Raw genomic sequence first — 20,454 nt, 5'->3', positions numbered from 1 at the left:
AGTTATTCCATAACGTCGTACATGATGAGAGGATACCCGATGCTTGTACGGTGAGCAAACGATCGGATGCATTCAAGATATTTTGCACATGGATTCGGCTTTTGGTAAAAATTGTCGCTTACTACCAGCATCCAGTCACCGATTAAAGGCAAGTTGGTAATGCTATAGTGCGAAACGAGTTCACCAATATTACTTATTTGAAATTTTTCAAATACCAGTTTGCTATCCGATAAGAAGGCACATAGCATAGTAGAGAGACCATACATATACTGCACTGGGAAATAACACAATGAGCAATCTTCATTACTTAGTCCAAGAGATTGGCTCACCGCGATGGCATTCTCAATCAGAATATTTTCATGATATTGAATCAACTTGGGTTTACTGGTTGTTCCGGAGGTACAAAAATAGAAATGCGCGCACGGATATGCTGTAAAATCAGCCAGATTTTCGTTCACAGTTGAAAGACAGTGATCAAACGCGATATTAATCCGGTGACTGATGATATTAATATCCCTGACTTCATGGCTCATTACAACAGCCGCAATGCAATCAGCATCAACCAGTATATCAACAATGTCTAAATCATGAATACTGACGATCCAAGCTTTCAATTTTAGCACAGACGCAACAAAATAGCTAATCATGCCTTCGAAATTATTTCTAATCACAAAAACAAACAGCTTATTTTGCTCCCCTTGCGGGCGATCACGACAATATCTAACTACTGTATCTGCACACCCTTTTGTCATCATGCTGACATCCTCTGCCGAATAATGACTGTGATGACAAATCACTTGCCAGTTTCTTTCTAATAAGGAATATATTGTTAGCATGAGGTGTCCCTTACAGATATTGTGGATTCCCTAAAACCAAGCTGCTTGCGCCACCGCCCATACCAAATGAGTTTTTCAATGCGTATTTAAGCGGTCGGTACTGATGCTCCCTCACAAGCGCAATACCAGCGGGCAATTGAGGATCGATTTCATCACAATTCAAAATTTTGGGCAAAACATTGTTCCGAAAAGAAACCAGTACACCCAAAATTTCCATCGCACCGGCAGCAGCAATCAGATGCCCGTGCCAAGATTTTGTCGCCACAATCGCCGGGTTGTGCGCGCCAAAAACCGTTCTGATTGCACTGGCTTCGTGCTGATCATTTTGTACTGTCGATGTCCCATGTGCATTCACAAAATCAATAGCGGTACGGTCAACATCCGCATGTTCGATGGCCCGCTCCATCGACAGTTGCATTTCGAGATCATCTTTATGCGGCGCTACAATATGCTGTGTGCAAAGTGCACCGCCGTAACCCAATAAATAGGCCAACGGCTCACGCTGCCGCGCCAATACGTTAGATAATTTTTCAATAACAAACAGACCTGCACCCTCCGCTAAAACAAATCCGCTACGATGCCGGTCAAAAGGCCGCGAACGCCGTGGTCCACTGTAGTTTTGATCAGTCGATATCACTCCCATTCCTTCTAATCGTGCAAGGTATAAAATCCATTATTGCACCACCATCTTTACGCTTAATAAAAATGCAAGACAGTTTCTATCAACCTATTTACAACAGCAATATTATCATGACAGCTATCACTCGAAGTTTATGATTATATTGTGAATAGTCACTCTGCTTTTGAATGGGGTATGAGACACTAATGCGTTAAGATTAATAAAAAGAGTAGCATTATTAATGATAGCAATTATTACTCTGTTGAGATTATTAGCACTCGTTACTTATCTATTGGAATTTTTTCAACGAGTTATTACTATAAGCTTAGAAACCATGAAAGTCGTTAGAAACTTTACCAAAATTAGAAACTTAGAGAAACTGAATAGATTTATGAAGTTAACTTACCTCATAAGGATTTCTTGAGTACTCATTTAAAACTACAATCTATAAGTTAATCATTTTGTGTTGATTATATACAATCTTAAAAGGAATAATATATCATTGCGACCTCCTGAAAAGAGAGGATTTAAAATTTTGAAAACTCTTATTTAAATTGCTTTAAGACTTTTAAGAAATTCTCTATTAAACAAGATTAGATTTTTCTGGATTACCTTTAAGAGATTATATCACAATTTAAAATGAGAACTCTATACTATTCAAAAGTTTTTTAAGATTAGTTTGACATATTCATTTTATTGAAATGAAATAATAGAGATTGAGCTTTCTTTTAAACACATTTTATTTGTTGTATTTATATTAGGTTGTAATGTCTATATGGGTTATTTTTTTGAAAAATTGACAATACCTAACATATGTAAAAATAAGCTTTTTCTCTAAAATACCAACGTGCAAAATTCAAAGTCTCATTAAAATCATAAGAAGTATTTATTCAGTGAGTTGAAAAAATTGATACAATCTATGTCATAGGTTTATCATTTATATTTTAAAAATTATAATCGACTGAAATGTAGTTTTGTTATTTTTGAGTAAGATTTTTTATAGGGTGCAGAATGAAGTGATAAAATCGATATAAGTTACAAAATTTAATTAAAAGAGATTTAAATAATGTGTATATGTATTGAATTTTCTCATGGATTAAGCTTTTTTTATTTAAGATATGAATGATATTAAAAAATATGGATGCAACCAATAGTGTTGATGAATTTTTTAACAAAATAAGTATATAGATATCTTAAAATAGCTGGATGAGGTGATTTTAAATGGTAGAATTAAAGGCACATACGGCTCTTTTAAGCTATCGAATGATTGGTTTTTGCTTATGTCCTGTTATTCCTTTTTATTTGTTCTTTCGTGCTATTCGTGGAAAAGAAGAGTGGTGTCGCAAAAAAGAGCGTTTAGGTAAAAGTTCTCATATACGCCCCCAAGGTTCGTTAGTTTGGTTGCATGCAGCAAGTGTTGGAGAAACACTTGCACTTGTTCCACTTATAAATTATATTTTATCATTGGAAATCAATGTATTAATGACAACTGGGACGGTGACATCTTCTACTCTTGTGAAAAAATATTTTGGTAATAGGTTGATTCATCAATATGCTCCTTTGGATTTAGATTTTGCAGTGCGCCGTTTTATTCGTCATTGGAAGCCTGATCTCGTCTTAATTTGTGAATCAGAAATTTGGCCTCTTCGTATTAAAGAACTTGCAAAAATGCGTATTCCGCAGATTTTGGTTAATGCCCATATGTCTGAACGTTCTTTTAAAGCTTGGCAAAAACGACGTGTTCTTGCCAAACATATTTTTAAGGATATTGATTTGGCGATTGGTCAAAATGAAAGAGATGTAGCTTATTACCATACACTTGGCGTAAAATCTGTTACGTTTTCTGGTAATCTCAAGGCTGATGTTTTTCTGGTTGAAAATCAAGAATTGCTTGCACGTTATCGTAATGCTATCGGCAATCGCCCAGTTTGGGCAGCTGTTTCAACGCATGAAGGGGAAGAGGAGATTGCTTTTGAGGTCCATAAAATTGTTAAAAATTATTTGCCAGATTTATTAACAATTATTGTGCCTCGTCATCCAGAACGTTCAGAAGATCTTATCAGAAAATGCGATAATAAGGGGTTAAGTTTTATTCGTAGGAGTAGAGATGCTGTTCCAAACATGAATACCGATATTTTATGGGGAGATACCATTGGAGAAATGGGACTTTTTCTTCGCTTATCGAAAGTTTCTTTCGTTGGTAAATCGTTATGTGGAAATGGTGGACACAATCCATTGGAATTGGCTTTGCTTGGTTCCGCTATTTTGACAGGGCCTCATGTTTCAAATTTTCAAGAGATGTTCAAACAATTTCTAACGCGTGATGCAGCATATATGGTTCAAGATACAAAACAGCTTGCTATTCAGGTGTATAAGCTTTTAACAAATGAAACATTGCGGCAAGAAATGGTTGATAAGGCTCATGAAGTGGCAACAGGTATGGCAGGTGCATTTGAGCGCACATTAAAGATTTTAGATCCATTTTTACAACCCCTTGTAATACAAACAGGTTTACGTCAGCGTCAGGGTAGATATGCATATTAGCGCCCCTCGTTTTTGGTGGAAAAATAAAAGCTTTTTGCGTTTTGTGTTAGCTCCAGTTTCATGGGGGTATGGTTATTTTTCAAGTCGTTTTATGACAAGACAGCCTCCCGTGATTGATCTGCCAGTTTTGTGTATTGGAAATTTTACATGTGGTGGTGCGGGTAAAACGCCGGTTGTTATTGCTTTTACAAAAGTGGCTAAAGAACTTGGTTTCGTACCTGGTATTATATCTCGTGGTTATGGTGGATCAGTTAAAGGGGTACATCTTGTAAATGAAAAATATGACAATGCACGCGATGTTGGAGATGAGGCACTTTTACTTGCACGGCATGCTTTTGTAGCTGTATCACCTAATCGTTATGCAGCGGCACAACGGCTTAAACAAGAGGGATGTAATCTTATTTTAATGGATGACGGATTTCAAAGTCGCCGTCTTTATATGGATTATGCGTTACTCGTTGTTGATGCGATGCGCGGTTTTGGTAATGGAGCTGTCTTTCCAGCAGGACCTTTGCGCGTACCATTAAAAACGCAGTTTTCTTTTATGGATAGTGTTTTATTGATTGGTCACTCCGATGCGCCTGATAATGTCGCTTTTTTTGTTTTGCGTACTGGAAAGCCTTTATATCGTGCTCATCTTAAAGCCAGTGCCTCTGATGAGGTTTCAGGAAAATCATTTTTGGCATTTGCTGGTATTGGCAATCCAGATAAATTTTTTAAATCTATTAAAGAATTGTCTGGTCATGTGGTGCAAACTTATATATATCCAGACCACTATTTTTTCACAGATAAAAATTTAAAAAGCCTTATACAAAAGGCTAAAATGCACAATTTATGGCTAGCAACAACAGCTAAAGATTATACCCGTATACAGACAATTCACATGCAAAAAGATTTGAAAAATCTTATTATCTTTGATGTGAATGTCGATTTTGTTCAAAAAAACTTCTGTCGTATGGTCCTTGAAGAGGTCATAACCCGCTTTAGAAAACGTTCCCTTGAATTTTCTTGTCTAAAAGGCAAAGGCTAAATTTATAGCTTTTGAGGGGTTATTTTTCTTTTGTTTTTAACAATTGCTTGAGATATGGGTTGCACTCAAGTTCGCGCTGATAGGAGATTTCACAACTAGCATATGCTTCTTGGCGGTGATGATTCCAATATTTTAAATCATCTATAGGGATTTTTTGCCCGCTAACAGCACAAATGGTATAGGTACCATATTCTATAATGTCATATCCATTATTAGAATAATGAATTTTTGCTTCGCGTTCACCATTGGGAAACATTATAACTCCTTTTTACTTGATACAAGAGATTCAAGAAAAGTGCCATAAAATATATTATAAAGTCGAGAGTTAATTTTAAAATATTTTTCTTGTAAAAATGATGAAGGGCTTATTTTCTGCCAAAAAGCCGTTCTATATCTGCCAATTTGAGTTCAATATAAGTAGGGCGTCCATGATTACATGTACTTGTATTAGGTATTGCCTCCATTTGTCGTAATAGTGTGTTCATTTCTTCGGGGCGTAAAAGGCGCCCTGACCGTATTGAGCCGTGACAGGCCATCGTTGCTGCAACATAATCAAGCATTGCTTTTAAATTATTTGTTGTATCATACTCAGCAGCCTCATCTGCGAGATCTTTAATAAGGGCTTGGACATTGATCTCTCCTAACATGGAAGGTGTTTCACGCACAACAATTGCTCCTGGTCCAAATGGTTCTATTCCTAATCCAAATTTTTGCAAAGCATCTTTATGCGTTAAAAGGCATGTTGCATCCTCTTCAGAGAGTTCTACAATTTCAGGAATAAGTAATAACTGTGAAGGAAGTGGTTTGGAATAAAGTGCATTTTTGAGTGCTTCATAAACCAATCGTTCGTGAGCTGCATGCTGATCGACAATGATCAAACTATCTTGTGTTTGGGCGATAATATAGTTTTTATGGATTTGTGCTCTGGCCGCTCCTAATGGATAAGATAACTCTTCTGATGAAGATGTCGTGCTTGGAATGTATGCATCCCCACTTGGTGTATTTAAGCCCTCCATAATAGGAGCGGCATCTTCTTTTAAATCAAAAGAGTGAGTACTATCCAATGGTTTTTGGACCATTGGAGCGCTGGTAAAATGATGAGGTTGTGAACTGTAAGAAGAGAACTGGTGCGTGTTCTTAAAACTGCCTAATGGTTGTTGTGCCAATGATTGTTGTGTTTGAAATGCAGCAAGCATTGCTTCAGAACGGGTTGAAGTAGGACGAATACCAGATTGCTGCAATGCTTCACGAATAGCTCCAACAATCAAACCACGAATTAATCCTGGATCACGGAATCGTACATCAGCTTTGGCTGGGTGAACATTAACATCTACCTCAGCAGGTGGGAGGTCAATAAAAAGAATAGCGACAGGATAACGATCTCGTGTCATGACATCAGCATAAGCGCCTCGGATAGCGCCCCATAGAAATTTATCACGCACGGGACGTCCATTAACATAAGCAAATTGATGAAGGCTGTTATTTCGGTTGAAAGATGGCAAACAGGCAAAACCTGATAAGCGCACCGCTTCGCGTTCAGCATTCAGCGCAATGCTATTAGGGGCAAATTCTTTTCCCATAATCTGCGTAATACGTTGTAATTGTCCTTGAATATTATTTTCTGTAGCAGACAATTCCATAGATGTTCTGTCTAGTCCTGAAAGAGAAAAGCGGATATGTGGAAATGCGATAGCAATTCGCTTAATCATATCGCTAATAGCATTTGTTTCAGCCCGATCAGTTTTCATAAATTTTAATCGTGCCGGCGTGACAAAGAAAAGATCACGAACTTCAACAATTGTTCCAAGATTCGCAGCAGCTGGTTTGGGTCCTACAATTTTTCCTGCAGTAACGGAAATTTCAGCAGCGCTCTCAGCATCTTTTGTTCGTGAAATGAGTTTAAGTTTAGCAACAGAACCAATAGAGGGGAGGGCTTCTCCTCTAAATCCAAGGAAGCAGATATTGTGTACGTCATCGGTAATCTTTGAGGTACAATGGCGAGAAACTGCTAAAGTTAATTGATCTGCAGGAATTCCATAACCATTATCACTCACCTTTATAAAATTTTTTCCACCATTTGCTGTAATAATTTCAATGCGTGTTGCACCAGCATCAATAGCGTTTTCAACAAGTTCTTTGACAACATTTGCTGGTCGTTCAATAACTTCACCGGCGGCGATTTGATTAATAATATTTTCGCTAAGATGGCGTATAATCATAATAAATTCTAACAGGAATCTTAAGGGTTCTATAGAAAATTATGATAACATCATTTGCGAGACATTCAAGAATAAGAGAGCATGAGAGGTATTATTTTTACAATACCTCCTATTTTATTTTATGTTAACAAGTCGGTTGGAAAAAACATAAAAATAGTTTTTATCACTTTAAAATAGCTTGCACCAGTTTATCATCTAGGTCAAAAAAGAAACAATGTAAAAAGGGAAGGCAATATATATGGCGCGTATAAGCGGTATTTTAGCAGATAGTGATATACAAGCTTTGATTGAGAATAACTTTCTCAAGGCTCAGTATCCATTTGATAGATCTCAAATACAACCAGCAAGCCTTGATCTTCGTTTAGGGGAGAAAGCTTATCGTATACGTGCTTCTTTTATGCCGGGACCTGATACAAAAGTTTTGGATAAGCTTGAACGGTTAAAGTTGCATGAGTTTGATTTACGAGACGGAGCCGTTTTGGAAACGGGGTGTGTTTATATTGTTCCTCTTTTAGAAAGTTTAGCTTTACCAGAATTCTTATCTGCTGTTGCCAATCCCAAAAGTTCTACAGGACGATTAGATATTTTTACACGTGTCATTACGGATAATGCTCAGGAGTTTGATAAAATTTGTGCTGGTTATCATGGTCCACTTTATTTGGAAATTAGTCCACGCACATTTCCAATTTTGGTGCATACAGGCTCACATTTATCACAGCTTCGGTTTAGAAAAGGGCAAAGTTATTTAAATGAAATAGAGTTGCACACTTTGCAAAGGCAAGAAACACTGATATCGGATGATTTTCCTAATATTAGTGTTGGTGGTATTGGTCTTTCCATTAATTTAAAGGGAGACAAAAACGGGCTTATAGGTTATCGTGGTAAACATCATACAAGTGTTATTGATATTGATAAACGTGCCGTTGCCCACGTTTTAGATTTTTGGGAACCTCTTTTTGATCGTGGTCAAAGGGAGTTGGTTCTTGATCCTGATGAATTTTACATTTTAGTTTCACGAGAGTCTGTTCATGTGCCTCCGCTTTATGCCGCAGAAATGACACCTTTTGATCCTTTAGTTGGCGAGTTTAGGGTGCATTATGCAGGCTTTTTTGATCCAGGATTTGGGCATAAGGAGGCGGGTGGAAAAGGAGCAAGAGCGGTTTTAGAAGTGCGGAGCCATGAAGTTCCTTTTATCTTAGAGCATGGTCAAATTATTGGCCGTTTGGTCTATGAGCATATGCTTAATCGACCATCAACCCTTTATGGACATGATGTTGGATCACATTATCAAGCACAGGGTTTAAAGTTGTCCAAGCATTTTAAATGAGTTGGGAACTACGAATTTTGATAACATGTATGCAGAAAGCGTATTTTAGATAAAAGAAAATTTTGTGCTTCGCAAAACTGGCGTCATGCATTCTATTTTTAATTTCCAAGGTTATCTCATCTCTTGCATTTGAGAGGGTATGAGAGGCATTTTTACTTCTTTTTTCAAGAGGTTCTATCTATACGAACTCCATTTATGATGTGCAAAAGAATAGTTTTGATTATTTCATCGTGACAAAATTTACAATGAAAGAATTTTACTATATTCAATATGTTATTCATATTTATTATTATAATAAATCAATAGGTTAATAAAATTCAACATAACAGTAGCTACTCACTTTTCAAAGTAAATATGCGAGATTGGATGCTGCAATTGACTCAATTTTTCTAGAGTGTAATAACCAGTATATTTTATTCCGCATAAAAATTATCCTTAAGAGTTAATAAATAAGTTTTCACTCCAGTTTAGTAACAATTATTTTCAATAAACATTATTCTAATTTTAGTAACTCATTTATAGCCTCAAGATATAATATTGCTAGAAAATTATTCAATTAAATATGAAGGTTTCTATTGGTATGAACATTAAAAGTTTTTATGCTTTATATGAATTAGGCACTATATATTTTTATAAACTTTCATGAATAAGTAACAGATCTCAGTTTTGAATATTGATATAAGAAGATTTCTGCATGTATGCGACAGCTTTATTTCCAGTATTAATAAAGGATTTTTTCATCTTTTGGAGGAGATTATGATTTATACTTAATGACACTCTATATTCTTAATAACTGATAATGTAAGGATCTTTGGAGGGAGAAGCGACTTTAAATTATGACTAATTAAGCTACGGAGCAATCGCTTTCGAAGAGGGATTGCTTTAAAGAGAGTATAACATTTTAATTGCACATGAAGAATATATGAGTAGATACGTTATTAATGATACTTCATACTGTGAGATTTTAAATTTGGATAAGAGCAATAAAGACGTTGTTTTTATCAATTAGTTTTTTTAGAAAGTGGCAGTCTCTGTTGCTTCTATCTATTCAATAGAGTGCTTTGGGAGAATAGCGAATAGGTAGGTACATGGATTCGCTTTTATGCGTTTTAGGATGTTTTCTCTTTTCATTTAGGAACAATGGTGCCATCAATGATTATTTCTTCAACACTTGATTATCGTAAGGCAGCAAAGCGTCGTCTTCCTCCCTTTCTTTTTCACTATATTGATGGTGGGGCTTATGCTGAAGAAACGATGCGACGTAATTGTACAGATCTTCAAGCACTTGCATTGCGTCAAAGGATTCTAAGGCAAGTTGGTGAAGTTGATCTTTCAATCAAGCTTTTTGATCAGACACTTGATTTACCGATTGTACTTGCGCCTGTTGGGCTAACGGGCATGTATGCACGTCGTGGAGAGGTAAAAGCAGCGCGTGCCGCAGCGGCAAAAGGGATTCCTTTTACTCTATCCTCTGTTTCAGTTTGTCCTATTGCGGAAGTGCAAGAAGCGGTTGGAGGTGCATTTTGGTTTCAACTTTATGTTCTCAAAGATCGCGGTTTCATGCGTGATGCACTAGAACGGGCTTGGTTGGCTGGTGTACGCACGTTGGTTTTTACAGTTGATATGCCAATTCCTGGTGCACGTTATCGTGATGCGCATTCGGGAATGTCTGGTCCTTATGCTGGTTTACGTCGTTTTTTACAAGCTTTGACTCATCCATATTGGGCTTGGAACGTTGGTGTTATGGGGCGCCCTCATGATCTTGGAAATGTCTCTGCTTATCTCAAAAAGAAAATTGCATTGGATGATTACGTTGGTTGGCTTGGTGCAAATTTTGATCCATCAATTGGTTGGCATGATTTACAATGGATTCGCGATTTTTGGAAAGGAAAAATGATTTTGAAAGGTATTCTTGATCCAGAAGATGCACGAGAAGCAGTAAAATTTGGTGCGGATGGTATTGTTGTTTCTAATCACGGCGGACGTCAGCTTGATGGTGTATTATCAACAACACGAGCGTTGCCTGCAATTGCGGATGCTGTAAAGGATTATTTGACTATTTTAGTGGACTCAGGTGTTCGTTCTGGTCTTGATGTTGTACGCATGATAGCACAAGGTGCGGATGCTGTTATGATTGGCCGTGCTTTTGTTTATGCGCTTGCAGCAGCAGGTAAGAAAGGTGTTATGCATCTCCTTGATCTTTTTGCCAATGAAATGCGGGTAGCTATGACACTGACTGGTACTCAGACAATCAAAGATATTACACGCAAGAGTTTAGTAAATATAGATGTTTTTAAGCAATGAAAGCAATATGTTATACTTCTTTCAGAAAAAGAAAGTCTTTTTATAGAGGAGCATAATTATATATTTTAAAAAATATGTTGACAGTTAAAGTTAAATAGAAAAGATCAATAAGCTCCTCTATAAAATCACAGAAAATACTCAGTAACTACAATAATATTAAGTATTAATAATAATAAACACGAAAAAAAACAATAATAACATTGCATACATATTTTATTTACTTTATTAAAAGCTCATTCTACGGATAAAAAGGAACAAGCGCTGATATTAAAGGTAAAACAACTGTTGATATAGAAAAAATAGCTATAAATAATGCTGTGAGCATTTTTCCCTCCTGTATATAAAAAACATTAAAATATAATATGTTAATTACTTCTTTTCCATATTGGCATAAAACGTAAATTTATAAAATCCATTTAGTTTTATTTTAATATAAATAATATTAATTATAGTATATAAATAAAATTATTAAAAATGTCAATATGTATTTATTTTAATCTATAATTATAATAAAAAATGTATCTAATAGATAATATTTCTATAATCTATATATTATTTATATTAATTATCATTGGATAATATATTATATGGATATGATATTGTTTTTATGGAGTACATTTTTAAGCAATGAAAAAAATATCCGTACTATCTTTAAAAAAGCTCGTTTACTGAGAGCAAAACTGCGTGAATTAATGTGCTTTTCTTTCTTATTTTCTTGTATTCTCAATGATTTATGATGTTTTTGAACTGACGAGCATATTAGGAAGCAGTTGAACATTTTTTGTATAGTATGTCATTTCTAACACTATTTATGCGTTCTCGATTGATTTTATAACTTGTTAAAATATCCAGTTCGTTTTTATTGCAGATGGGGATGGTGGGGGGGGGCAATGATACAAATTGGCATAGAATGTTTTGTTCCATAAGCGATTTAACAATTGCATCTCCAAGCTTCTCCTTTGATACTATGCTCTTCACAGACAACAACAGATTGGTGAGATTGGCATAACTCACTGATCTATTATCTCAAAGTTGAATTGTTGGCACACTTGTAAGCGTTGGGATAACTTCATGTTTTTTGAAGCTCTTCAGCAACATCAAGACAAATCTGAATAGTTTCTTCAGTAGTAGGTAAGAGAACATCTTTTCCTTTTTTAAACAGAAGTTTTGCTGATATCAATTTTTGAAGCATTTTTATGAATATTTATAACAACACGCTTTCCTAAACCTATATAAATGGGTACAAGATTACTTAGAGTAGAAAGAATTACAGTTTCCATTTGATCGAATTACTACTCATAAGTAATTGGATAATATTTACTTTATCGCTGAATAAAAAAGAAAAGTTTTTCTCTCTTTAAATAGAGGATGGATTGTCATCTAGCCAATAGGGATAGTTTGCGAGAAATTTGTTCGATGCAAAACGACTTAACATTGCAGTTACTTTTTATCATTTGAAGCTGTGAAAAGAAGGCTAAGATAGATGAAAGAATGTAAAAAATGATGGATACATTTTAAGATAAAAAATTATAATTTTGTTAATTCTACACCAGTTGCTGCCGATATTGGTGGCAAAAGAAATTTGATCAAAAAATATCAAAATTATTTGAGAACATTCCTCATAGCATGTAGCATTAAACCTTTTTGTTGGTATGGGTGAGATTTTCTTTGAGCAGAAATTGATTCTATCTCCTGAAATCAGCAATAATCTCTCAGGTTATGTCGTAAACTTTTTAGGGATGTTACAACGCCACTATCGTCCTTTTATGAAAATGTTAGCATTTCAGATGAGCAGTTGTGAGGAATTTCAACGTTTAATACAGCAAGATCCAGAAACTCTCACGGATTTAGAACGGGCTTCAAGATTTTTATATTTACAGCGATTAAGTTTTAGAGGGAATGTAAATCGTACGATGAGAGTAGAAAACCATCGTAGCGCGCGGGGGGCTTAAGCCCTTCCAATTTGAATGCGTGCTAAAACTTATTTCCACTGTTTAGCAGGTGTTAGCATTGAACATTTAGACTGGTCTGATTTTATTGTGCGTTATGATCGCCTAAAAATCTTGTTTTATCTTTCACCACTTTAATTGTGGTTTTGAAGGTTATTAAAGAAAGGATTTTTATAAGCGGGAGGATTATCAGCCGATGTCTAAGCTGCTTGCATAATAAGAGGGAGTTTTTTGTCTTTAAACAATATGCTAGAAATTCAAAAAACTTTAGTTAACTTTATACACCATCTTATACAGACTGCTCTGCAAATAACACAATTGCTGGTAAGGAATGGGGCATCACCAATTTTGATTTCTAAAAAAGAAACAATACGTATTAAATAGTCTTTAACTTTACAGACTTTTTGAGAATCCTTTCAGAATCTTTTGAAAAAAGTGAACTGATAGAAGATATTTCTATCAAAATATAGCAACTTTTCTAACAAGTTAGGAATAAATCTAAAAATATACATTAAATATAAAAACAGTACGATATGTAGGCAATCTGGGCTTTAGAAACAAGAATCAGAGCGTATAAAGATGCATAGAGGTGAGATTGAGACATATCATTTTTATGATTCAATAAAAAATAAAAATTAAAGAAAAAATTTTATATCAAAAATTTAAGGTGGTTTAAAAGGTGGACAGGCAATGCATGGAAGGATGAGCGAGAAGGTGAATTAGGGGAGAGCGATTTATAGATTATCAGTATCTTTCTAAAAGTATCTTCTCAAGATAAATATTGTGATGAAATAAGATTGTAGTTGAATGTTCGAAAAGATAATACGCACTCTTAATTTTTCCGTTATACACATCACAATAAAAGCCGTGAAAGGCACGGTCTTATTACAAACTTTCTCTAAAAGCAGTACATGAGTTTGCAAGATATTACCGTAATATTTTAAAAGAAGGATTTTATTTCAGAAAAAAATTATCTTAAAATAGTAAAGCAATATTTTTCAAGAAATTGCTAGGCGACTTTTGAAAGTAAAAAAGCTAAGTTAAAAAATAAAAGCAAAAATGGTTGTTGGTTTTCTCGACTGGAGTTGCATGTCATTTCCCACATAGGGAATTTACCTATAGAAAAATTAAAAGCCAAGATCATTCACAATGTTTTCCCGCCACTTTAGCATGAAAAAGCAGATACAGTGCGAAAGTATTTGCCTTATCGTCAACACCATTATTATAATTAGGAAGTTGAAGCAACGTCATTTACAAATCACATAAAAGCCTTACCATTATTCATTATATAGCTCCGTAGATTTCTTTTCTTCAAGCATGCCAGCCCCTAGATGTTATTTTTGTTGAAAACAGAGCCTTTGTGTATGATCAGTTCTTTGAACGACGATAGTAGTGCAATCCATAAAATCTTTTCTCATCTTCTTTTGATAGGATAACAAAGATGCCCTTAGAATACATCAATAGACTCAATCATTTTACACAAACATAATCTGTTGAATCCTTTAGTTTCAATTCAGACACCTCAGTCACTCTAATTAAATCTAATTGACCACCAGAGTGTTTTAATCCTTTAAGTGCTTTTACTTTTAATCTGAATGTATCCACCTCTTTCAAATCTTTTCATTGATTGATGTTTCAGAGGAATTATATTTTTATCACTTTATTTTCCGTTTATCTCTCCAACCACATAAACGTTCACCTTGTTCGTTATGTTTTAAAATATCTCTCGCCAAATTTGGACTAATGACATTGATATCTTGTCGATTCAAATAAATTGGCAGCCATCCAATACAAGAAGTTCGTTCATTCGTCGCGCAACCAGCTAGAAAGCTTAGTGCGCACATCAGCATCACTTTTCTTATTAATTTCATTTTCTACCTCAAGCCGTGTTGTCGCTATCTTGAAATCTTCTTTTGTTTGCTTTTGCTTCTCAACTTTTTTCCCAAGAAAAAAGGCTTTGACTAAAGCTATAAGAAAAGCTGCTATGAGCGCTGACGTCATTGTCAGATATTTTTTTATCCATAAAATCATAGACGGTGTTCCTGAAAACGTTTAGCAATGTATATCATAGCCGTACAAGCGGCTAAAACCATAATGCCTGCTAGAACCCATTGAACAGGACCATTTCCTGCAAAAAGACCTCCAAGCCCTGAAAAAGAACCTATGATTGGTGCAAGAGCTTCTACTTTGCAAATACCTGTTACGCCTTCTGGTTCTACTACATGATAATTGGGGGCAACATGAGCTCCTTTTGCCCACAATCCTGCTTCGGTTGCTCGGCGATTGACAAGACCTTGGATACGTTTTCCTCCCACTCTTGTCCATTTTTGCAATTCGGTTGGTATCGCTTCATATTCACCTTTATTAAGCTTTTTTAAAAGTGTAGAACTACGAAATGCTGTGATTCCTACATTATAGCAAAATGATACTAATGCCGCGAATTGTTCATCGTTTAAAGGAACGGTAACGGCTTTTTCAACAACAGCTTCATACTCCCTCAAGTCCTGACAAAGGATTTTTTCAGCTTCTTTTTCCGTAATTTGCATATCTTTGTGAACGCTTGGGGCACCAGCAGCACTTGTATGTCCATAACCAATTGTCCAGACACCACCAGAATCTTCATAAGCTGATAAACGCAAGCCTTCCAATTGCTTAATCAATACAAGCCCTTCTTTTGATATTTTTCGCATTATTTTTACCTATAAAAAACTACACAAAGCAGGATATGAATTAAAAACTTACATCTACTCATTTTTAAGAACAGAACAGCGAAAGGGCATAATAAATTCAAAACATCCATAGTGGATTATTTTAAGATCTATATCATTTTTTTGAATAAAGATTATGCTAAATACTATTCATTTTGCAGCAATTGATCTCCATCTAAAGACAATAACTTTATAATAATTCCATTTATAATCAGATAGATTTCACTCACAAATTCTTACAGTTGATCCAGAATGATTTAGAAGAACTTTACTTGAAAAAACTTCAATAATTCCAATGACAAAAAGCATTTTTAACAAAAAATAAGAGACATAATAATTAATGAAATAATTAGGTGTTGATTTTTAAGTAATTTCAAAAGTCATAAATTGCACCACAGAATTTTTTTATAAAAACAAAAAAACATTATAATTTAACATTATATATCTAAAAATTATCTTAGAATCAATGAAACATATACATAACGTGTTATACATATTTAATAAAAAAATCTATAGTTAATTTAATTATTCTTTGTTTTTTCCCCTAATTGCTTAATTTCATTAAAAAATAACTTTATGAAGGATTTTAAATAAACTGTTACATAAAAAACATAATGGATATTTCTCCTCTCTTACAGTCTGTTTCCAACTGAAACAATATATTAGTGGAGCATATTCAATATATAGACCAATGATATTTGATAGTTTTTTTAAGAATATTGTACTGTAATAAATTTGAACAATTAGTTCGGTTTCATATATTTTCTTTTTCATATGAAGCATTTGGTAGGGCGTTCGGGTCCAATGGTATCATCTTTGTCTGGTGTTGTATTGGCTACGTTTCCAGCAGCCTCTTAAACAAATCAATCAAGCTATTGAAATCTTTTTAGAGGCAATAGCACAAGAGACACAAAAGATTTTGACAAAAAGCTGCTTGACAATATAGGAAGCTCTCTCCTCCTAGCATCCCAGCCCATTCACATAACATAAAAAATAAAAAGGCAATGAGATGATATTTGATGATGGCAATAGATATGTAACAATACGTGAGTGTGCACAGCTTTTTAGTATATCCACAACAACGATTCGCAATTGGGTGCTTCAGAGGGGGGCCGGAGCCATATAAGCTAGGGAGAGCAGTGAGGTGGAGAAAGAAAGAGATTTTAGCATTTACTCCAGAGAAAAATACGGAGCAAATAACAACAGATTAGATAAAATTGTATAAACCCTAGAAGGTGGTCTTCAAACAGATTGTAGTTTGACACTAGGTTTTATACTAAGTGGGAAAAGGTGGGATTAGGTAGGAATACGTGGTAATTTGTTGTTTTTATGTATAAAATTTAGCATTAAATGCGCGTTTTGTCAAAATAGATTTTGACACCTAAAATTGTAAAAAAGAGCGAAAAATAGTGAAAATTAGAAAAAAGAGCGTTTTAAAGGTAAAAATGAGAGAAGGCTTTGAAAGGTCTTTGAAAACCCTGTGAAAAATTTTGAAAAGTCTGTGAAAGCCCAGAAAACCGCCTTTGAAGACCCTGTGAAAAAAATCACTCCAAAAGTTCAATTGACGTCAAAATCAGCCAAAAATAACCAAAAAAGCAAAAAAGATTTTCACCTATTGATGATTATCTATTTTTATAGGCAATATATACTTATTAATCAAATAGTTATATTATTTTTTTAATGTAAAAAGATTTTCATATCGATTTTTCATATTAAAGAGGCATTAAGCTGTATCTTATTTAGTTTTGGAGTGTTCTTTTTCAGCTTCTATTTGACGCTTTAAATGCAATTTTAAAAGAGGTAAAATAAGCTCTACTTCTTCCGTGTCGTTGATGTCTTGAACAAGCTCTTGCAGTTTTTTATAAAGTTCCGCCGCGAGTTCCGCTATATCTTCAGGGGGGAGTTTTATATTTGCATCGCGATAGGTTGTGTAAGCTATGCGACCGAGTTTTTTCATGAGACCAGCAGGGATGGTAGGTGGAGATATATTGAAAGACTGAGTTTTCATCATGTTTATGAACATTTCATCTTCACCAGTCAAAAGCCAATTTAGGTTGACCCCAAATTTTTCTCCATATGATGTTAAAACGGTTGCGTCTGGGGTTCTATCACCGCGTTCGTAATTGCCAAGCCCTTGAATACTAATACCAATTTTAAGAGAAAATATATCACGAGATAAGCCTACAAGCTTTCTTACCTCTATGAGGCGTCTTGCTAATGGGGTTTTTGGTTCATTTCTTTGTCGTGTCATATTAAAGAGGCATTAAGCCGTATTTTGTGTAGTTTCTAGATGTACTCTTTCAGCTTCTATTTGACGCTTTAAATGAATTTTAAGAAGAGGGAAAGTTGCTTCGACCTCTTCCATGTCGTTGATGTCTTGAACAAGCTCTTGCAGTTTTCTATAAAGTTCCGCCGCGAGTTCCGCTATATCTTCAGGGGGGAGTTTTATTTTAGCATCGCGATAGGTTGTGTAAGCTATGCGACCAAGCTTTTTCATGAGACCAGCAGGAATGGTAGGTGCTTTAAAACCTGCTGCTTTCGCTTTTGCCATGTCACTAAACATTTCGCCTTCACCAGTGACAAGCCAGTCTAAGGATATTCCACAGCGATCTTTATATATTCGCATTATAGATGCAGGGGGTTCTTGCAAACCCGTTTCATAATTGCGCATAGTCGTTTCGGGAATATCAAAATGTTTAGCAAATTGTTTGCGCTCTGTAAAACCAAGGGTGTGCCGTATTTCACGCAATCGTTTTGCCAGTTCTGTTGTAGGTTCTTTTTCAGGGCGTGCCAAAAAAATCACTCCAAATCCATTTTCGGTATTTACAAAAGCCGAATTTGGCATTATACATCTAATTACCGCCCGATATAGAGGGCAGATATTCTACAATTAACCCCACAAAAAACGGATGGTTTGAGCATCCGTTTGAAGCAGGAGCGAAATTTATGACAACCACCCAAACATGCATTCAAGTATGGGATCGCCATAGTATTTTAGCCGAGCTACGCCGCCGTAATATGACCTTGGCGGAGCTCGCGAAAGCTTATCAACTCTCGTCATCCAGTGTTCAACACATTTGGACACGGTCTAACGAGAAAGCCGAACGCGCTATTGCCGATTTTATCGGTTTGCCCGTCGAGCAAGTATTTAGCGACCGCTACCCCAAAAGTCGCCGTCGCATTTTTAAAGCAGCAAAACATGCCAACACAGATTCGCGTGCGCATTCTGCTTTGCGCGGTAATGCTGCTTGAACTTCGTTACACGGCTTTGCGCTTTTGCGCATTTGCCATGAATTTAAATACCATAAGATAAAAAGGTTTATCAATGTCTAAAGATCAGTACGAAATAGGCAAGATAAATTGCATAGAGTTGCATCATAAAACAGCCGTTTGGAAGGGTTGGTTCTGGCGATTAGATGGTGGTCATATTGTTTTTATAGGGGGTGGTTATGGTTGCTGCTTGTAATTTATGGACCCCAGAAGCCAGAAGCGATATCGTTAATCCTTATTCAGAAGCTGAACGTTTGGAAGCTATGCTTGCCTGTTCTTTTAAGGCGGTGAGTAGCGGATTTAAACATTTGCCAATCCGGTATATTATTGACCCTCCGCATGGCTTATTTGATGCGGCGTTAGCACGACAGATTGTTATTCATATCTTGCATTATCAGTTTGAGGTGCCACGGCGGCGTATTGTTGCGATACAGGCACGTCAGCGGACTTCTATTTCTCTATCTATGCAAGTGATTAACCGGCGTTTGGAAGAACCCGTTTTTGCGAAAGCTTATCGAAGATGGGCGGGGCGTGCGATGGATTTATTCTTTAAAGAGATCAGAAAGGCGGCAGCGTGATGGCACAGTTTCAAAAGCTTGCTCTTGATGTGATTGTGGTGCCGGAGCGTATACGCCCTGTGGATGATGAGCATGCCAAGGCACTTGCACAATCAATGGCGCGGGAGGGATTGATGAATCCGATTACGGTGCGCCATACCCCCAATGCTAAAGAGGGCAATTATACGCTTATTGCTGGTGCGCATCGGCTGCGTGCTGCTGAGCTTTTGGGCTATAGTGATATTGATGCCGTTGTGGTGCAGGCTGATAAAGAGAATGCTGCGCTTTTAGAAGTGGCTGAAAACCTCTTTCGCAATGAATTGTCTGTTATTGATCGTGCGCTTTTTGTCCAGACTTACCGCGAATTGTGGGAAAAGAAGTATGGGGAGATTAAGGTTGGTGGGGACAGAAAATCAAAGGGTAAACATTACCCTTTGATCGGTGGTAATCAATATACAAAGGACAAAGTGGCAAAGGGTCAAGTTGACCCTTTGCCAAATGATGGTTCTTCAGAGCACCATGAAACTGGGTGTGAAGGGGATGAAAAATCAAAGGATCAAGTTGATCCTTTGATCGGTGATGAGAAATTGGGACAAGTTGTCCCTATTTCTTATACAGATGAAGAAAGTGGTAAAGGGACAGTTTTATCTTTTTCTAAACATGTGGCGGATCGTATTGGTTTGTCTCAAGTTTCAGTAAAACGTCTTAACAACATTGCCCAGCATTTACAGCCGGAGTTGCGTTCTGTTTTGCGTGGGACGGCATTGGCGGATAACCAAGCGCAGTTGTTGAAGTTGGCGAAGATGGAGCCGGTTGCGCAACGGCGGGTGGCGATTGCGCTCCAACAGGTTGATGGGGATTTGAGGCGGGCTGTTGATTTGGTCAATGGGGTTAATACGCCGCTGCAAATTAATGAACAAGAGCGGGTTTTTGCTCAGTTATTGGGTGTTTGGCAGAGAGCAGATGCGCAGACAAAGGCGCGGTTTTATGATTATTTGAACAAGCAATCGGGGGAGGTGCTGTCATGAAGAGGCATGGTTGCGGGCAGCTTGATTTTTTCCAAAAGCCGGTTTTTCCTTGTCGTGAACCCG

At 36.2% G+C, this 20,454-nt stretch carries 17 protein-coding genes and 1 pseudogene; 10 read left to right on the top strand and 8 right to left on the bottom strand.

All coding sequences use genetic code 11. From position 1 onward, the window contains the following. Positions 1-2: 2 nt before the first annotated feature. Both ACFIMK_RS00165 and ACFIMK_RS00160 read right to left on the bottom strand, forming a co-directional pair. Positions 3-836: an AMP-binding protein gene (locus ACFIMK_RS00165; RefSeq protein WP_375682877.1), complete on the bottom strand. Its 834-nt coding sequence runs from the start codon at positions 834-836 to the stop codon at positions 3-5. Positions 837-846: 10 nt separating this feature from the next. Beyond that, a complete protein-coding gene (locus ACFIMK_RS00160; protein ID WP_375638579.1) occupies positions 847-1,473 on the bottom strand; it encodes a hypothetical protein in 627 nt (208 codons plus the stop codon). A gap of 1,203 nt (positions 1,474-2,676) precedes the next feature. On the opposite strand from ACFIMK_RS00160, the gene waaA reads away from it, so the two are divergent. Next, the gene (waaA, locus tag ACFIMK_RS00155; protein ID WP_375638580.1) at positions 2,677-3,999 is read left to right on the top strand and encodes a lipid IV(A) 3-deoxy-D-manno-octulosonic acid transferase; all 1,323 of its coding nucleotides are present in this window, start codon (positions 2,677-2,679) and stop codon (positions 3,997-3,999) included. Next, a complete protein-coding gene (lpxK, locus tag ACFIMK_RS00150) occupies positions 3,989-5,029 on the top strand; it encodes a tetraacyldisaccharide 4'-kinase (protein WP_375638582.1) in 1,041 nt (346 codons plus the stop codon). The genes waaA and lpxK overlap by 11 nt, the downstream gene beginning before the upstream one ends. Before the next feature lie 19 nt (positions 5,030-5,048). On the opposite strand, the gene ACFIMK_RS00145 is transcribed toward lpxK, so the two are convergent. Beyond that, positions 5,049-5,285 (bottom strand): DUF2093 domain-containing protein, encoded by a 237-nt coding sequence (locus ACFIMK_RS00145; RefSeq protein ID WP_375608064.1) that lies wholly within the window; start codon positions 5,283-5,285, stop codon positions 5,049-5,051. A 109-nt stretch (positions 5,286-5,394) separates the two neighbouring features. Continuing rightward, on the bottom strand, positions 5,395-7,248 hold the full coding sequence (gene mutL / locus ACFIMK_RS00140) for a DNA mismatch repair endonuclease MutL (protein WP_375638583.1): 1,854 nt from the start codon (positions 7,246-7,248) through the stop codon (positions 5,395-5,397). Positions 7,249-7,486: 238 nt separating this feature from the next. On the opposite strand from mutL, the gene ACFIMK_RS00135 reads away from it, so the two are divergent. The 3 genes from ACFIMK_RS00135 (at position 7,487) to ACFIMK_RS00125 (ending at position 12,831) form a co-directional block, all read left to right on the top strand. Beyond that, complete coding sequence (locus ACFIMK_RS00135; protein ID WP_375613513.1) at positions 7,487-8,575, top strand: 2'-deoxycytidine 5'-triphosphate deaminase; 1,089 nt, start codon at positions 7,487-7,489, stop codon at positions 8,573-8,575. Positions 8,576-9,727: 1,152 nt separating this feature from the next. Next, positions 9,728-10,879, top strand: coding sequence for an FMN-dependent L-lactate dehydrogenase LldD (lldD, locus tag ACFIMK_RS00130; RefSeq protein WP_375632491.1), 1,152 nt, complete (start codon positions 9,728-9,730; stop codon positions 10,877-10,879). 1,679 nt (positions 10,880-12,558) lie between these two features. Beyond that, positions 12,559-12,831 carry a hypothetical protein gene (locus tag ACFIMK_RS00125; protein WP_375638585.1) on the top strand — a complete coding sequence of 91 codons (273 nt, stop codon included), beginning with the start codon at positions 12,559-12,561 and terminating at the stop codon, positions 12,829-12,831. 1,800 nt (positions 12,832-14,631) lie between these two features. Here the strand turns inward: ACFIMK_RS00125 and ACFIMK_RS00120 are convergent. Together ACFIMK_RS00120 and ACFIMK_RS00115 are read right to left on the bottom strand one after the other, a co-directional pair. Further along, a complete protein-coding gene (locus tag ACFIMK_RS00120) occupies positions 14,632-14,859 on the bottom strand; it encodes a hypothetical protein (protein ID WP_375618608.1) in 228 nt (75 codons plus the stop codon). Continuing rightward, a complete protein-coding gene (locus ACFIMK_RS00115) occupies positions 14,856-15,518 on the bottom strand; it encodes a lysozyme (protein ID WP_375612387.1) in 663 nt (220 codons plus the stop codon). The genes ACFIMK_RS00120 and ACFIMK_RS00115 overlap by 4 nt, the downstream gene beginning before the upstream one ends. Positions 15,519-16,545: 1,027 nt before the next feature. On the opposite strand from ACFIMK_RS00115, the pseudogene ACFIMK_RS00110 reads away from it, so the two are divergent. After that, positions 16,546-16,747 (top strand): annotated as a pseudogene (locus ACFIMK_RS00110) (helix-turn-helix transcriptional regulator). 524 nt (positions 16,748-17,271) lie between these two features. Here ACFIMK_RS00110 and ACFIMK_RS00105 read toward each other — a convergent pair. Together ACFIMK_RS00105 and ACFIMK_RS00100 are read right to left on the bottom strand one after the other, a co-directional pair. Beyond that, on the bottom strand, positions 17,272-17,787 hold the full coding sequence (locus tag ACFIMK_RS00105; RefSeq protein ID WP_375683022.1) for a helix-turn-helix domain-containing protein: 516 nt from the start codon (positions 17,785-17,787) through the stop codon (positions 17,272-17,274). A gap of 12 nt (positions 17,788-17,799) precedes the next feature. Further along, complete coding sequence (locus ACFIMK_RS00100; protein ID WP_375683024.1) at positions 17,800-18,330, bottom strand: helix-turn-helix domain-containing protein; 531 nt, start codon at positions 18,328-18,330, stop codon at positions 17,800-17,802. A gap of 152 nt (positions 18,331-18,482) precedes the next feature. On the opposite strand from ACFIMK_RS00100, the gene ACFIMK_RS00095 reads away from it, so the two are divergent. The 4 genes from ACFIMK_RS00095 to ACFIMK_RS00080 all read left to right on the top strand — a co-directional run bounded on the left by ACFIMK_RS00095 (position 18,483) and on the right by ACFIMK_RS00080 (position 20,391). Continuing rightward, on the top strand, positions 18,483-18,788 hold the full coding sequence (locus ACFIMK_RS00095; protein ID WP_005864619.1) for a helix-turn-helix transcriptional regulator: 306 nt from the start codon (positions 18,483-18,485) through the stop codon (positions 18,786-18,788). A 73-nt stretch (positions 18,789-18,861) separates the two neighbouring features. Next, the gene (locus tag ACFIMK_RS00090; RefSeq protein ID WP_375683020.1) at positions 18,862-19,002 is read left to right on the top strand and encodes a hypothetical protein; all 141 of its coding nucleotides are present in this window, start codon (positions 18,862-18,864) and stop codon (positions 19,000-19,002) included. Next, a complete protein-coding gene (locus ACFIMK_RS00085; protein ID WP_375693491.1) occupies positions 18,986-19,384 on the top strand; it encodes a hypothetical protein in 399 nt (132 codons plus the stop codon). Before ACFIMK_RS00090 ends, ACFIMK_RS00085 begins: the two co-directional genes overlap by 17 nt. Continuing rightward, entirely contained in the window at positions 19,384-20,391 is a 1,008-nt protein-coding gene (locus ACFIMK_RS00080) for a ParB/RepB/Spo0J family partition protein (RefSeq protein ID WP_375693490.1), read from the top strand. Before ACFIMK_RS00085 ends, ACFIMK_RS00080 begins: the two co-directional genes overlap by 1 nt. Positions 20,392-20,454: the final 63 nt, after the last annotated feature.

Origin of the sequence: Bartonella sp. AP280QHHD (assembly GCF_042196125.1) — a bacterium.
Taxonomy (GTDB): Bacteria; Pseudomonadota; Alphaproteobacteria; order Rhizobiales; family Rhizobiaceae; genus Bartonella.
Note: the sequence above shows the minus strand (reverse complement) of the source record. Positions and strands in the feature narration are given on the sequence as shown.

What these genes read in the sequence shown, in the direction of transcription:
- ACFIMK_RS00165 (WP_375682877.1), bottom strand. Translation starts at nt 836, where the DNA reads ATGCTAACAATATATTCCTTATTAGAAAGAAACTGGCAAGTGATTTGT.
- waaA (WP_375638580.1), top strand. Translation starts at nt 2,677, where the DNA reads ATGGTAGAATTAAAGGCACATACGGCTCTTTTAAGCTATCGAATGATT.
- lpxK (WP_375638582.1), top strand. Translation starts at nt 3,989, where the DNA reads ATGCATATTAGCGCCCCTCGTTTTTGGTGGAAAAATAAAAGCTTTTTG.
- ACFIMK_RS00145 (WP_375608064.1), bottom strand. Translation starts at nt 5,285, where the DNA reads ATGTTTCCCAATGGTGAACGCGAAGCAAAAATTCATTATTCTAATAAT.
- mutL (WP_375638583.1), bottom strand. Translation starts at nt 7,248, where the DNA reads ATGATTATACGCCATCTTAGCGAAAATATTATTAATCAAATCGCCGCC.
- ACFIMK_RS00135 (WP_375613513.1), top strand. Translation starts at nt 7,487, where the DNA reads ATGGCGCGTATAAGCGGTATTTTAGCAGATAGTGATATACAAGCTTTG.
- lldD (WP_375632491.1), top strand. Translation starts at nt 9,728, where the DNA reads ATGATTATTTCTTCAACACTTGATTATCGTAAGGCAGCAAAGCGTCGT.
- ACFIMK_RS00120 (WP_375618608.1), bottom strand. Translation starts at nt 14,859, where the DNA reads ATGATTTTATGGATAAAAAAATATCTGACAATGACGTCAGCGCTCATA.
- ACFIMK_RS00115 (WP_375612387.1), bottom strand. Translation starts at nt 15,518, where the DNA reads ATGCGAAAAATATCAAAAGAAGGGCTTGTATTGATTAAGCAATTGGAA.
- ACFIMK_RS00105 (WP_375683022.1), bottom strand. Translation starts at nt 17,787, where the DNA reads ATGACACGACAAAGAAATGAACCAAAAACCCCATTAGCAAGACGCCTC.
- ACFIMK_RS00095 (WP_005864619.1), top strand. Translation starts at nt 18,483, where the DNA reads ATGACAACCACCCAAACATGCATTCAAGTATGGGATCGCCATAGTATT.
- ACFIMK_RS00090 (WP_375683020.1), top strand. Translation starts at nt 18,862, where the DNA reads ATGTCTAAAGATCAGTACGAAATAGGCAAGATAAATTGCATAGAGTTG.
- ACFIMK_RS00085 (WP_375693491.1), top strand. Translation starts at nt 18,986, where the DNA reads ATGGTTGCTGCTTGTAATTTATGGACCCCAGAAGCCAGAAGCGATATC.
- ACFIMK_RS00080 (WP_375693490.1), top strand. Translation starts at nt 19,384, where the DNA reads ATGGCACAGTTTCAAAAGCTTGCTCTTGATGTGATTGTGGTGCCGGAG.